The sequence below is a fragment of the Hamadaea tsunoensis DSM 44101 genome, from assembly GCF_000428945.1.
GTDB classification, from domain to species: Bacteria; Actinomycetota; Actinomycetes; order Mycobacteriales; family Micromonosporaceae; genus Hamadaea; species Hamadaea tsunoensis.
The window spans coordinates 23,318-37,242 of record NZ_AUAX01000036.1; the positions used below are offsets into that span (position 1 = coordinate 23,318).

The following is a 13,925-nucleotide window of genomic DNA, read 5'->3' on the forward strand; positions in this document are numbered from 1 at the left end:
TACTAGCGCAGGTTCCTCAACCAGCGATCGAGGTGGCGGCGGCCGGTGAACCGGACGACCGCCACCTCGTCGCCGCGCCACTCCAGAAGCTCGCGTACGCGGTCGGCCGCCTTGTGGTGCGTCCTCCACGCCCAGCGCACGATGTGATCCGGATCCCGCAGAACCGTCCACAACGGACCTTCCGTGTTGCCGTTCCACAGCACTTCACGGCGTACGCGCCGGCGGACCGTGCGTACGATCACCCGCCGCATGACCAGCGTTCGGGGATAGTCCAGCCAGAGCACGGTGTCGGCCTTGCCCGTCAGCAGCGTCCCGAGCTTGTTGGTGTACTGCCACTCGGTGACCCAGCGCGGCTGCTCGGCGAAGGCGGCGACCTCCTCCTCGAACGTGGGCCGGGGGAGCCAGTTCTCGCCGTGGTGCAGGGCGTCCATCTCGATCCGGGGGAGCCCTTTCACCTCGCTGAGGGTCTTCGCGAGAGTGGTCTTACCCGATCCCGATGTCCCCAGGACGAGGATCCGTCGGGGCTCCCACGGGAGCGGGTCGGTCGGGGATATCAGCACCGACTCATTATCCAGCCTCCCCGCCCATCCGACGATCTTGGGCCGGACCTCGTCGCGCCCGCCCGACGTGCCCGCCCGCCCTGCCCGCCCGCCCTGCCCCGCCCGCCCGTCCGTCCGCCCGACGTGCCCGCTCGCCTGGGGTGCCCCGAGGTGCCCGACGATCTTGCGCGAATGTCTCAAATTTCGTCCGGAGTACCCGAATTGCCCGGACATTCGCGCAAGATCGTCGGCGGGGTTGGGGGTCGGGGCCGCCGGCTCGGTTCGGCTCGGTCGGGTTCGGCTCGGCTCGGTTCGGCTCGGCTCGGCCGGTCGAGGGTGATCATTTACGGCTGAGGTGTGAATTCCGCCGCCGGTTGCATGATCGTTTACGGTTCCGGGGCGCGCTGACCGTCCCCGGCTACACCTGACGCGTAAACGATCATGCAGAACGGGCTGAATTTACGCCTCAGCCGTAAACGATCAAGGGATCGGCGACTGCGGACCACCTGGTGGAAGATCGTTCCTGCATCGCGGAAGGCGGCTGGCGCCGGCGCGGCTTGGCCGTGATCCACAGCGCTCGGGATGTAGAAATCGCGTCCTCGCCCAAGATCCAAAACGGTCTGGATGTAGGAAGCGGCCCGTAGCGACACCTCAGCCGCTGTGGATCACGAGGATGCCCCCGAAAACTACATCCCCACCGCGAACGATCACCGACGAGCCGACCCGCCGATGAGCCGACCCCCCGACCCGCCGAGCCCAGGAGCCCAAGAGCCCAGGAGCCCGACGATCTTGCGCGAATGTCCGGGCAATTCAGGCACACCGGACGAAATTCGAGACATTCGCGCAAGATCGTCGGACGAGCCGCGTACGGCAAGGAAGGCGGAGGGAGGGGGGAGGCGAGGAGGTGGGTCAGGGGGTCTTCTCCACCCAGTAGGTCTGTTTGTGGCCGCGGGCCTCCATCTCCTGGGCCTGGGCCTCAGCCGCCTCCCGAGTCTCGTGCTTGGCGACGATGTATCTGTTCCCGTTGTCGTCCTGCCGCCAGACCACCCACAGTTCCATGGTGGACAGGGTAGAAAACGGCCGGTGCCCCGACAATCGGGACACCGGCCGGTGAAAGGCGGATCTACTTGACGGAGATGATCTGCGCCTCGTCCGCCGCCGCGTTGTCGTGGCTGATGACGAGTACGCCGAGAGCCGGCGTCGCCGCCCACTCCGAGGAGGAGATCGTCACGGTCTCGCGGGCCGTGGCGCCGGGCGCGACGACGTCGGTCATGCCGGTCGAGATCGACGGGGTGAACGCGTTGAACGTGGCCGTGCCGTCGACGACGTCCGACAGGCTGCTGTCGAGCAGGTCAAGCGACTCGACGTGGTACGCGAACCGCGGGTTGGCCGCCGACAGGCAGGGTGCGCCGGTCGTGCACAGCTGGGCGATCTCGACGGGCAGCACCATCGTGCTGGCGTCGAACGGAGCGTCGGTGAGGTACTTGACCGCGCCGGCGCCCGTGTGCATGTTGAAGACGAACGTGGCCGCCTGGCCGTCGGGGTCACCGGCGGTCATCAGGCCGTAGTCCGTGCTGACGACGTCGTAGTCGTCGGTGCCGTCCCGGTCGACGTCGATGTACACGTCGAACTCGTGGGCCGCCGGGTTGGACCAGCGCTTCTCGGTGCTGATGGCGATGCCGAGCGCCCCCGGGAGGGCCTGTACGCCGACCGCGCGTACGTCGTTGGCGCCCAGGCCCTTGTCCTTGCGGTCGACCAGGCCGAGCGCGTAGAAGTCGGCCAGGCCGGAGGTGGCGCCGCCCTTGTTGGTGACGGTCGCGACGGCCGAGCCGGTCTTGGCCAGCTGCTTGCCGTCCAGGCTGGTCGAGACCTTCGAGATCGTCTGGGGCACCAGGTAGTACGGCACCTTCAGGGCGACGCCCCGGTTCGCGCCGGCGGCCGGCGTGAACGTGACCAGGCCGGCGACCTCGTTGTACGCCGCCGAGGTGCCCGCGGTCGCGGCCGGTACGCGCAGGCGTACGGTCACGTCCTTGGTGCCCTTGGCCGGTACGGTGACCTTGGTGCTGGACAGCGACACGGAGTGCGGGCTGCCGGCGTCCAGCGTGGTCGACGCGGTGAAGGTGACCGGCTTGCTGTCGAAGTTGCGCAGCGTGATGGTCTTCGTCGCGGTGTAGTCCTTGTCGAGTTCCGCGAAGCCGTAGCTGAGCGTCGCGGTGCCCTTGTCACCCGTGGCGACGACCTGCGTCTGGGTGGCGCCGGGCGCCTGGATCAGGCCCGCCCCGTTGGTCCGCGTCTCGTATCCGTTGACCTTCGCCGGGTCCGCGGTGTTGACGATCGCGGCCTTCCAGTACGCCACCTTGCGCCAGTTCGGGTGCGCCTGGCGTACCAGGGCGGCCATGCCGGTCGTGTGCGGGGCGGCCATGGAGGTGCCGGACTCGACGACGAAGCCGTTGCCGGTGCCGACGCCCGCCGAGAAGATGCTCACGCCGGGGGCGGTGACGTCCGGCTTGAGGGCCGAGTCGCCGGTACGCGCGCCGCCCGAGCTGAAGCTCGCGGTGGCCAGGTAGCCGGGGTTGGGGATGGTCTGCGCGGACAGCGTGACCGAACCGCCGTCGGCGGCCAGTAGCGCGGCCGCGTCGTTCTTGCTGACGCCGAGCAGCGGGATGCTGACGCCGTACTGCTCGCCCGTGTCGGGGTTGCCGGTGATCGGGCCCTCGTACGGCGGCAGTTCGGCGGCGTTGTTCACCATCACGACGGCGGCCGCGCCGGCCTGCTGGCCGAAGACGGCCCGCGCGACGCGGGCGCAGGTGCCGCGCTGGACGACGACGATCTTGCCGGTGACGTTCGCCGCCTTGTACTCGTTCACGTCGCAGCCGAGCGAGATGTTCGCACCGGTCTTGAGCACCACGACCGGCAGGGCGCCGGCCGGCAGCGCCGCGCCGTTCGCGTCGATCGCAGTCAGCGCCGTGCCGGTGCTGAGCGCCAGGGCCGCTCCGGGGTACGCCGCGGTCGGGTCGCTCGCGGCCACGCTGATCGTGTTCGAGGCGGTGCTCGGCGAGCCGACCATGTAGGGCGACGGGCCCGAGTTGCCGGCCGAGGTCACCACGATGACGCCGTCCTTGGCCGCGTTGTCGGCGGCCACCGCGTCCGGGCTGTCCGCGCTGCCCCACGGCGAGCCGAGGGACATGTTGATCACATCCATGTCGTGGTCGACGGCCCACTCGATCGCGTCCACGACCACGTCCGTCGAGCCCTCGCAGCCGAAGACGCGTACGGAGTAGAGGTCGGCCTTGGGCGCGACACCCGGTCCCACGAGCCAGTCGTGCGAGCTGATCGTGCTGTCGTCGTACGCCCCGCGGTACGTGGTCCCGTCGGCGAGGACGCCGAGGCCCGTGGCGGTGCCGGCGACGTGCGTACCGTGGCCGTTGCAGTCGAGCGGGTTGGCGTCCGGGTGCGGCACGGGCTGGTAGCCGTCGCTGGCCGGGTCGGCGTTGTAGGAGTCGCCGACGAGGTCGACGCCGCCCTTGACCTTCGGCGCGTTCGGGCCGAAGAGCGCCGGGTCGGCCGGCGCGGTCTCGACGGCGTGCGCCGCGTCGTAGGCCGCCGTGGTGCCGGGGCCGCCGAAGTCCGCGTGCGTGTAGTCGATGCCGGTGTCGATGACGGCGATCTTCACGCCCTCGCCGTGGTAGCCGTTGAGGCCGTCCCACACCGCGGGCGCGCCGATCACCGGTACGCCGTGCACGTTGTCCGGGGTGAACGTCTGCGACCTGTGCACGGCGACGACGTTCGGGATGTCGAGGAGCTCGCCGGTCTTGTTGCCGGCGATGCGGACCTTGATCCCGTTGTACGCGGACTGGTAGCTGCCGAGCACCGTCCCGCCGAGCGACCGGATCCTGTCCGCCGCGGGGGCCTGCAGCTCCTTGAGCTGGTTGCGGCGGGAGGTCTTCTGGGCGGTGGTCAGCGGCGTGGCCGCGTCGGCGTCGGCGACCGTCACGGGGTCGCCGGCCAGCTGCACGACGACGGTCATCGGCGCGTTGGTGAGGCCGAGCGGCTTGTGGGTGATGGCGGCGCCCTGTGGGGCGGCGCGGAAGCGGCCGTCGAGGTTGGCGGAGGTACCGGCCGAGGCGGTGGCCCCGTCGCCGAGGACGCTGAGGGCGACGAGGAGTGCCGCGGCTCCCGCCAGGCTGCTCCGCCCGCGAGCGCCGAGGCGTCTTGCACGAGTCATGTCAGAAGTCCCTACTCGATCGTGAGGAAGATCGTGAGAATGACGTCTACACGCCGTCAGGACGGCCCGCACTCAACCTTTCGGCCAGTTCACTTCTTGTCATTGACTGACAGTCCATAATGGATGCGATCTTCATGGCGTTTATCAACAGTTCAAGGTGCAATATTGATCGACAAGTTCGTTATTACGAACCTGTGTCGTAGTGAAGCGAAGATGTCGACGAATCGTCATTCGAGCCAGGTTTGCGGTCCGGGGCGCATGCCGTACCGTGACGCGGGTGGGACTCGAACGGTCACAGGGGTGGCGCGGCTGGCGGCTCCCGCTGAACCTCCGGTTGCCCCGGGGTTCGCATCCCGCCCCCGGGCCGGAGGCTCCCGGCAGTGACACCTCGGTCGTCGACTGCGCCGTCTACCGCAACGGGCTGCGCGAGGACCGCCGGCTCGGCTACGCGCAGGCGTACGAGGAGGTCCGCCAGATCACCGCGGCGGCCCACGATCCCGACGCCGCGTTCGTCTGGCTCGGCCTGCTGGAACCGACCGAGGCCGCCATGGCCGACGTCGCCCGCGTCTTCGGCCTGCACGAGCTGGCCGTGGAGGACGCGCTCACGGCCAACCACCGCGCCAAGATCGAGCGCTACGGCGACGTCGCGTTCTTCGTCCTGCGCACGACCGGTTACGTCGAGCACGCCGACTTCACCGAGACGTCGGAGGTCGTCGAGACCGGCGCGGTCATGATGTTCATCGGCCCGCAGTTCGTGATCACCGTTCGCCACGGCGCCCCCGGCGCCCTCCAGCCCGTCCGGGCGGCCCTCGAAGCGAAGCGGTCACGCCTGGCCCTCGGCCCGTGGGCGGTCGCGCACGCGATCTGCGACCGGCTCGTCGACACGTACCTCGACGTCTCGAACCTCATCGAAGCGGACGTGGACCTGGTCGAGGAGCGCGTCTTCGGCCGCGAGGCCGCCAACCCCGGCATCGCCCAGATCTACCAGCTCAAGCGCGAGCTGATGGAGTTCAAGCGGGCCGTCCTGCCGCTGCAGCGGCCGCTCGCGTTCCTCAGCGAGGAGAAGGAACTCTTCCCCAAGGAACTGCGTAACTACTTCCGCGACGTCAACGACAACCTCGCCCGCATCGCCGACCGGGTCGCCGGCCTCGACGACCTGCTCAACTCGATCCTCCAATCGCGGCTGGCGCAGGTGAGCATCGACCAGAACAACGACATGCGCAAGATCGCGGCCTGGGCGGCCATCGCGGCCATGCAGACGGCGATCGCGGGAATCTACGGCATGAACTTCGACAACATGCCCGAGCTGCACTGGCGCTACAGCTACGCGGGAGTATGGGTGATCATGCTCGCCGGCGGCGCCGGCCTCTACACCCTTTTCCGCCGCTCCGGCTGGCTATAAGATCAAGATCTTTTAAGGTCGTTTGTCCCGGGTCCGTCGATCTCACCTCCGCTCCTCCCGCGGGAGACCGCTCCGGCCCCGCCACTTCGTGACGGGGCCTGCGCTGCCGGCACAGTGGGGCGAGCATCCCGCACCGCGGATCGGTCGCGCTCGGAACCTCGATGTTCAGTGGCCGCGGACGGTGTGCGGGCGGTAAGGCGCTTCCAGCTGGGCGACCTCCTCGGGCGTGAGCTGGAGGTCGACGGCGGCGATCGCGTCCGACACATGGCCGGGTTTGGTGGCGCCGACGATCGGCGCGCTGACCACCGGCTTGCCGAGCAGCCAGGCCAGTGCCACCTGCGCCGCCGGTACGCCGCGGGAATCGGCCACCGCCCTGACGGCGTCGACCACGTCGAAGTCGGAGTCGTCGTAGAGCGTGTCGGCGAACGCGTCGTTGGCGGCGCGTACCGTCAGGGTCTGGCCGCCCCGCTCCCGGTTGCCGGCGAGCAGGCCGCGGGCGAGCGGGCTCCACGGGATCAGCCCGACGCCCTGGTCGGCGCAGAGCGGGTTCATCTCCCGCTCCTCCTCCCGGTACGCGAGGTTGTAGTGGTTCTGCATGGAGACGAACTTCGTCAGGCCGTGGCGTTCCGCGGTGTGCTGGGCCTTCGCGAACTGCCACGCGTACATGCTGGAGGCTCCGATGTAGCGGGCCTTGCCGGCGCGGACGACGTCGTGGAGGGCCTGCATGGTCTCCTCGATCGGCGTCTGGTCGTCCCAGCGGTGGATCTGGTAGAGGTCGACGTAGTCGGTGCCGAGCCGGCGCAGCGACGCGTCGATGCCGTCGAGGATGTGCTTGCGGGACAGGCCGCGGTCGTTGGGGCCGCTGCCCATCGGGGAGTAGACCTTGGTGGCCAGGACGTAGTCCTCCCGGCGGTCGAACAGCTTGTCGAGCAGCCGTCCGGTGATCTCCTCGCTCACGCCGTCGGAGTAGACGTCGGCGGTGTCGAAGAAGGTGACGCCGGCCTCGACCGCCTGGCGTACCAGGGGTTCGGCCTGTTCCTCGTTGAGGGTCCAGGCTCGTTTGACCTGGTCGCCGAAGCTCATCATGCCGAGGCAGATCCGGGAGACCGTCATGCCGGTGGTGCCCAGTCGCGTGTACTGCATGATCCTCAGCCTAGGACCTTTGCGGCCGCGGGGTACATTGCCGATCATGGAAACCGCCCCCGTACGCCGTTCGCGCCGCGACGGCGGAATCACCGCCCTGATCCTCGGATTCTTCGCGTCGGCCTGGTTCGGCTGGGGGCATGCGGCCCCGCCGGCGTGGCTGGACCCGTGGCTGACGGTCGGCAGCGTGCTCGCCATCCTCACCGCGATCGCGGGCGCGGTGGTCGGCTTCCGGGCGCCCGCGTCGACCGCCGCCGCGAACAACCGGGAGTCCGGCCGCCGGTACGGGATCATCGTCGGCATCGAGTTCGGCCTCGCGGGGCTCGGCGGCGCGATCCTCGGCGCGACCGGGCACCCCGCCTACGTCCCGGTCTGGATCTGCGCGGTCGTCGGCGTGCACTTCATCCCGCTGGCGCCCGTCCTGAAGGACCGCGGGCTCGTGCCGCTCGGCGTCGTCGTCACCGCGATCGCGGTCGTGGCGCTGATCGTCGGGCTGACCACCGCCGTCGCCCCGAGCACGATCACGGGTGTGGGTACCGGGGTGGCGCTGCTCGCGTACGCGGTGTCGGCACTCGTCGGCGCGCTGCGTACGGAATAGGGTGCCGCGGGGGCGCTTCGGCCCGGGAGGGGCAGAATTCTCCACAGTGGACATGTATCCTCGGTCGCGTGCGGCACTGGATCAGCGGCGTGGCCGAACAGATGTTGCAGCGTGTACCCGCCCGATCGAGGTGGTCCCGCCGCCCCCGGCGGTTAGGATCGGCTCGGGAGGTGACCATGCGACCGCCGACACGCCCCGAGGTCACGACCAGGACGGTGGCCGCCCGGCCCATCGCGACGCTCGCCGCGACGACGACCTGGAAGGAATTCCCCCAGGTCTGGGGTCCCCTGCTGGACGAGGTGCACGCGAGCGTGACGTGGGACGACGGCGGCCGCGCCGGCCGTAACGTCATGGTCTACTGGGATGACGTACCGCACGTGGAGGTCGGCGTCGAACTCGACCGGCCCGCCACGGTCACCGGGCGGGTCGTGCGCTCGTCGCTGCCGGCCGGCCGGGTGGCGACCGCCGTGCACCGTGGCACCTATGAGGACATCGACGCCACTCATCGGGCGATCCTGCGCTGGTGCGAGGCGGTCGGGCTGGCGCCGCGCGGCCCGCGCTGGGAGATCTACGGGCACTGGCAGGAGGACGTCTCCCTCCTCGAAACCGAGATCTCCTACCTTCTCGGCTGACGCGCGACATCCCGCTCGGCTCGTGCCCGATGCCTCTCGGCTGACGCCTGCGAAATTCACTGCAACCTCCCACCCGCCTCCCGGGTCGTGATGGGTATGACGGAGGACGACGACGGATTCCGGGAATTCGTCGAGGCGCGGTACGCCGACCTGTTACGGGTGGCGTACCTGCTCACGGGGTCGGCCTACGAGGCCGAGGATCTTCTGCAGTCGGCTCTGGTCCGGGCCATCCGCGGCTGGTCGCGGGTCGAGGATCCGATGGCGTACGTGCGGAAGATCATGGTCAATCAGCACATCAGCCTGTGGCGGCGGCTGCGCCGGCGGGAACTGGTCACCGCCATGCCGCCCGACCGGCCGGTCGAGGACGTCGCCGGTCTGGTCACCCAGTCGATCGCCCTGCACGCCGCGCTGCGCTCGCTGCCCGCGCGTACGCGTGCCGTGGTGGTCCTGCGCTACGTCGTCGACATGTCCGAAGTGGACGTCGCCGGGGCGCTGGGATTCTCGGTCGGCAATGTCAAGAGCCACGCCTCCCGGGGACTGGCCCGGTTGCGAGCGGTGCTCGATCCCTCGACCTCGGCGCGTACGGAGCTGGAAAGGAGCCGGTCATGACGGTTGACGAGGAGGTCGGTACGGCGTTGCGGCGGCTCGCCGAGGATCTGCGGCCGCTGCCCGACGCGTACGGGCGGGTGCGGGTAAGGCAGCGACTCGTCCGACGCCGACGGCGTACGCTGGCAGGATTGACGGTGATCGTCGCACTGGCCGCCGCCTGGGCGGTCGGAGTGCCTCGCACGGCGGCCCCCCAGCCCGCCGAGACGCCCATCGCGTGGGACGCGGTGAAGACCTGGTCGGCGCGGCTCGCGACCTCGCCGGCGCGCGGCGGTGTCGCGCAGGACCAGACGTATGTCCGTGCCCTGTCGGCCCAGATCATGGACAAGATCAAGGCGAAGACCTACCTTCCTGAGTTCGACGTACGCGCCGTCGACGTGCTCTTCGTCGACGATGTCGGCGATTTCCGGGTGGCGATCGTGGCGCTCGACATGCGCACGCCGCACTACGGCTGGCCGTACGCGAGCGCGACCTTCAAGGCCGCCCGGGGAGCGGATCCTGCCCAACTGGCCGGGACGGTGGCCGACTACAGCGACAGCCTGCAGCCCATGACCTCGGCCGATGTGGGCCTGGGCAGCTACGGCGACGGCGGACGCCGCGGCATCGTCGTGATCGCCCCTGCGTCGTGCCGGTTCCAGACGGCGGCGTGGCCCGCGGTGAAGGACTGGAAGCCGGAGCCCACCGGCTCATACCTCGCCCGTACGCCGCAGTCGGTACCAGCCGAGTGGTACCGGGTGGTCTGTGGCAGCGTGGTCCAGGACGCGATGCCGGCCCCCCGGTTCAGCGTCCCGCCGCACTCGGCGGCCGACCTGACCGCGCAGCTGCACAACGTCCGGGGTCAGGTGTCCCGCACCGATGCCGAGCTGGCGTTGATCAATTTCGAGTCCGCCGGATACATCTACAGCGGGCCGGCGAAGCTGGTCTGGGGTGGCCGGATGACGTGGCCCCGCTACGGCCCCGGCAAGCTTGTCGTGGTGGCGGCGCCGATGGTGGGCGGCGGCTGGAACGGCGCCGCCGTGTTCGAGCCGGACGCGAACGTCGGCGGCGGCGGCCCCGGCTTCGTGACCGTCGACGATCCCTCCCGGCGCGACAGCCTGGTCGTGGCACCCCTGCGCGATCTGGCCGACCACGACGTGCTCGTGATCGTGCCCGACGGCACGGCCACGCTGCGTGTGGTCACCGCGGCCGGTGTGGTGACCTCTCAACCGGTGACGGGCTCGGCCCTGCTGGCCTCGGTCGACCAGGCGTCCTCCGCGACATACACGGCACTCGACGCGGCCGGCAAGGAGCTCCGCACGAGCCGGGTCCCGCCCGATTTCCCGGGGTTCGGCGGCAACCTCTGGTCGACCCGCTGAGGCTCGCCCCACCAGGCCGCTCAGACCCCGCTCTAGATCCCGTTTGGATCAGGGATTTCACCCGAATCATGGCCCGTGATTACGGTGGTTTCCCTGATCCAAACGGGATCATGCGAGCCTTGCGCCGGGGGCGGGGCGCAGCGCGCGTTACGCGCAGCGGGCGGCGAACCCTCTGGCCGCGAGCCCTTTGCAGAACGTGGTCTTCGCGTTGGTGTAGCGGGTGATCCGGCCGTCGACGAACCACGTCGTGTCGGGCTGGAAGTCGAAGCTGCCGTCGTCGACCCCGTCCCAGCCGTAGCGGAAGTCGAGATCGATGTAGACGACCGCCTTGATCACGTTCGACAGGTCGTACGTGCCGGACAGGTTGGGGATCGGCCCGTTGTACGCCATCAGCCCGAACAGCCGCTGCATCCACTGGTCGCCGCGGGAGACCGGGCTACCCCCGTCACAGAACGTGACGGGGGTAGCCCTGCCAGCTGAGTGGGGCGAGCATCCATCGCCGTAGCCCCTCCCGCCCTGCGCCGCGCCGCGTTGGGGGGCTTGTACGCGATCATGGGAGGACTTGGGGCCGCTCCGGTCGCTTGTGTGGGTCGCGATGACCGCTCAGTCCACCTATGCCCGGCGGTTCTCCAGACCAGTCGGCCGACCGTCACACTGGCCTTGATCGTGTCGCATGTATATGTCGAAGTAGATCGTCTACCCGTGATCGTGTAGCGCATATATGTCGCAGCGGACGGCTTTTGACATATACGGCTTACATGATCAAGGCCGGTCCGCGCGTATCCGGTTCCCGCTGCCGGTGATCGTCGCGGCCGGGATGTAGTTTCCGGGCCGGCTCCCCAGATCGGTGACCGAACCGCGGTGGATGATGCGTCGCCCCACTGTGCTGGCAGTGGAGTCCCCGGAGCGCAGCGATAGGGGCGGAACGGTCTCCCGCGTGAGGGGCGGAGGTGAGATCGACGAACCCGGGACAAAAATCTTGATTCTAACGATCTTCACCTTTCCCGCCGTATGTCTTCGGATCGTCCTGGACCTCGATCCAGTGCCCGGATTCTGTAGTAATAGATCTCCAGGGCGTGATCAAGTTTCCTGGAGCTGCAGAATCGGTCCGCTTTCTGCAGGATTCAGGAACTTGATCATGCTTTCCCGTCGTGGCCGAACGCTCCTGTCGAGCGGTCCGTCGCGGGGTGATCGGTTGCCGCTATTACGGCAGTCCACGGCGGATAGCCTTGATCGAATACCGGCTATCCGGCAAGGAAGCGTTCTCTCGCCGTAATGACGGTATTTGATCAAGGGAATCGGCGTCGCAGTGCCGAGATAGCGGTACTTGATCAAGACGGTCGTGCCGGCGACATGAGAGGCCGACGCCCAAACCTGGACTACGACGATCCCGCCGCCCAAGCCCCGACCCAGCCCCCAAGATCCCGTTTGGATCAGGGATCGCCACGTAATCATGGCCCAAGATTCGGGTGTTTTCCCTGATCCAAGCGGGATCTTGGAGCGGGCGGGACGGGGCCGGCGGGGCCGGCGGGCGGGGCGGGGGAGTGGGAGCGCGGGAGCGAGGGTGGGTCAGGTGGGGTAGGTGCGGGTTTCGGTGGCTTTGACGGCGGCCCAGACCGCCTGGCCGGCCTCGAGTCTGAGGGCGGCCGCCGCTGCCGGCGTGATGTCCGCGGCTGCCTTGACCGGCCCGTCCAGCTGGACCCGGAGGTTGTCGCCGTGGCGCTGGATGCCGCTGACCGTCGCCGGCCAGGTGTTGCGGGGGCTGCCGTCGGGCCGGGTCACGAAGATGGCGACGGCGGACGGCGGAAAGGCCACGAACGCCTCGCCCGAGACGGGTTCGGCGACCGCGAACTCGAAGCCGTCCACTGCCACCGACAGGCCTGACGACATGCCGCGATAGAGGTTCAACCCGACGAGCCGGGCCACGTAGTCGGTACGCGGCCGGGCCGTGATCGCCTCGGCGTCACCGGATTGAACGATGCGGCCCTCCTCGATGACGATCAGGCGGTCGGCGAGGACCAGCGCGTCGATCGGGTCGTGCGTGACGAGCAGGGTCGTGCCGGCGTACCCGACGAGGTCCTTGTGCAGCCGCGACCGTGTCTCCAGCCGCGTACGCGCGTCCAGCGCGGCCAGCGGTTCGTCCAGCAGCAGCAGGTCCGGCTCGGTCGCGAGGGCCCGGGCCAGCGCCACCCGCTGGGCCTGCCCGCCGGACAGCTGCCGCGGCCGGTGCTGGGAGTAGGAGGCCAGTCCGACGCGGTCCAGCCAGCGGTCGGCCTGTTCGCGGGCGGCCGAGCGGGACGCGCCCCGGCTGCGGGGTCCGAAGGCCACGTTCTCGCGGGCGCTCAGATGCGGGAACAGCAGGTAGTCCTGGAACACGACGCCGACGCGGCGGCGTTCGGGCGGCGTCCACGTCCGCGTCGACGGTTCGTCCACAGTGGTGCCCGCGATGCTGATCCGGCCTTCCCCCAGGGGGAGCAGGCCCGCGAGAGCGCGCAGTGCCGTCGTCTTCCCGGCGCCGTTGGGGCCGAGCAGCGCCACGACCTCGCCGGCCTCGGCGGTGAAGGCGATGTCGACGGTGAAGGTGCCGCGCGTGGCGACGATGCGGGTGTCGAGGTGGGTCATGGCGTCGCGATCCAGCGGTCGCGCAGGCTGGTGAGGATGACGACCGACACGACGAGCAGGATCAGGCTGAGCACGAGGGCGGCGTCCAGGTCGTTCTCCAACGCCAGGTAGACCGCGAGCGGCATCGTCTGCGTCCGCCCCGGGAAGTTGCCGGCGAAGGTGATCGTCGCGCCGAACTCGCCGAGAGCCCGCGCCCAGCACAGGACCGCGCCGGCCGCGACGCCCGGCGCGACCAGCGGCAGCGTCACCCGGCGAAACGTCGTCCAGCGCGAGGCGCCGAGGGTCGCGGCCGCCTCCTCGTACCGGGTGTCGGCGCCGCGCAGCGCTCCTTCCACCGCGATGACGAGGAACGGCATGGCCACGAAGGCCTCCGCGACGATCACGCCCGCCGTCGTGAACGGCAGCGTGATCCCGAACGCCCGGTCCAGCCATTCGCCGATCAGCCCGCGCCGCCCGAACACCAGCAGCAGCGCCACGCCGCCGACCACCGGCGGCAGGACCAGGGGCACCGTCACCAGCGCGCGTACCAGCTTGCGGCCGCGGAACTCCACCCTCGCCAGGAGCCAGGCCAGGGGTACGCCGAGAGCCGCGCACACCGCCGTCGCCGCGGTCGCGGTCAGCAGGGACAGGCGCAGGGCGGCGAGCACGGACGGCTCGGTCAACCGGCTGGGCAGGTCCGTCCACGGTACGCGTAGCAGCAGCCCGGCCAGCGGCAGCACGAGGAACAGCAGGCCGAGCGCGGCCGGCAGGACGAGGACGAGCGGGGCCCGGGAGCCCGTGCCCCGCCGTTGCGTTCGCATTCT

Annotated in this window: 12 protein-coding genes; 5 read left to right on the forward strand and 7 right to left on the reverse strand. The window is 69.7% G+C overall.

Going from position 1 to position 13,925, the window contains the following annotated elements; genetic code table 11:
• Positions 1–2 precede the first annotated feature (2 nt).
• The 3 genes from G401_RS0134685 to G401_RS0134695 form a co-directional block, all read right to left on the reverse strand.
• Positions 3–455: a P-loop NTPase family protein gene (locus tag G401_RS0134685; RefSeq protein WP_211240933.1), complete on the reverse strand. Its 453-nt coding sequence runs from the start codon at positions 453–455 to the stop codon at positions 3–5.
• 993 nt (positions 456–1,448) lie between these two features.
• Entirely contained in the window at positions 1,449–1,598 is a 150-nt protein-coding gene (locus G401_RS56915; RefSeq protein WP_169734286.1) for a hypothetical protein, read from the reverse strand.
• A gap of 64 nt (positions 1,599–1,662) precedes the next feature.
• Positions 1,663–4,764, reverse strand: coding sequence for a S8 family peptidase (locus G401_RS0134695; RefSeq protein WP_027346115.1), 3,102 nt, complete (start codon positions 4,762–4,764; stop codon positions 1,663–1,665).
• A 277-nt stretch (positions 4,765–5,041) separates the two neighbouring features.
• Here G401_RS0134695 and G401_RS0134700 point away from each other — a divergent pair, with 277 nt between their 5' ends.
• On the forward strand, positions 5,042–6,166 hold the full coding sequence (locus tag G401_RS0134700) for a magnesium and cobalt transport protein CorA (protein ID WP_034594013.1): 1,125 nt from the start codon (positions 5,042–5,044) through the stop codon (positions 6,164–6,166).
• Between the two features lie 165 nt (positions 6,167–6,331).
• Here G401_RS0134700 and G401_RS0134705 read toward each other — a convergent pair whose 3' ends face one another.
• Positions 6,332–7,309 carry an aldo/keto reductase gene (locus G401_RS0134705; RefSeq protein WP_027346117.1) on the reverse strand — a complete coding sequence of 326 codons (978 nt, stop codon included), beginning with the start codon at positions 7,307–7,309 and terminating at the stop codon, positions 6,332–6,334.
• Between the two features lie 46 nt (positions 7,310–7,355).
• Here G401_RS0134705 and G401_RS0134710 point away from each other — a divergent pair, with 46 nt between their 5' ends.
• The 4 genes from G401_RS0134710 to G401_RS0134725 all read left to right on the forward strand — a co-directional run bounded on the left by G401_RS0134710 (position 7,356) and on the right by G401_RS0134725 (position 10,500).
• Positions 7,356–7,907: a hypothetical protein gene (locus G401_RS0134710; RefSeq protein ID WP_157546694.1), complete on the forward strand. Its 552-nt coding sequence runs from the start codon at positions 7,356–7,358 to the stop codon at positions 7,905–7,907.
• 176 nt (positions 7,908–8,083) lie between these two features.
• Positions 8,084–8,539, forward strand: a complete 456-nt coding sequence (locus G401_RS0134715) for a GyrI-like domain-containing protein (RefSeq protein ID WP_051367605.1) — start codon at positions 8,084–8,086, stop codon at positions 8,537–8,539.
• 96 nt (positions 8,540–8,635) lie between these two features.
• Positions 8,636–9,148: a SigE family RNA polymerase sigma factor gene (locus G401_RS50440; protein ID WP_034594015.1), complete on the forward strand. Its 513-nt coding sequence runs from the start codon at positions 8,636–8,638 to the stop codon at positions 9,146–9,148.
• On the forward strand, positions 9,145–10,500 hold the full coding sequence (locus tag G401_RS0134725; protein ID WP_027346120.1) for a hypothetical protein: 1,356 nt from the start codon (positions 9,145–9,147) through the stop codon (positions 10,498–10,500). Before G401_RS50440 ends, G401_RS0134725 begins: the two co-directional genes overlap by 4 nt.
• Before the next feature lie 147 nt (positions 10,501–10,647).
• Here G401_RS0134725 and G401_RS0134730 read toward each other — a convergent pair whose 3' ends face one another.
• From G401_RS0134730 to G401_RS0134740, 3 genes are all read right to left on the reverse strand, one after another.
• On the reverse strand, positions 10,648–10,911 hold the full coding sequence (locus tag G401_RS0134730) for a hypothetical protein (RefSeq protein WP_027346121.1): 264 nt from the start codon (positions 10,909–10,911) through the stop codon (positions 10,648–10,650).
• A 1,158-nt stretch (positions 10,912–12,069) separates the two neighbouring features.
• Positions 12,070–13,122, reverse strand: a complete 1,053-nt coding sequence (locus tag G401_RS0134735; protein ID WP_034594017.1) for an ABC transporter ATP-binding protein — start codon at positions 13,120–13,122, stop codon at positions 12,070–12,072.
• Positions 13,119–13,922: an ABC transporter permease gene (locus G401_RS0134740; protein WP_027346123.1), complete on the reverse strand. Its 804-nt coding sequence runs from the start codon at positions 13,920–13,922 to the stop codon at positions 13,119–13,121. Before G401_RS0134740 ends, G401_RS0134735 begins: the two co-directional genes overlap by 4 nt.
• Between the last annotated feature and the right edge of the window lie 3 nt (positions 13,923–13,925).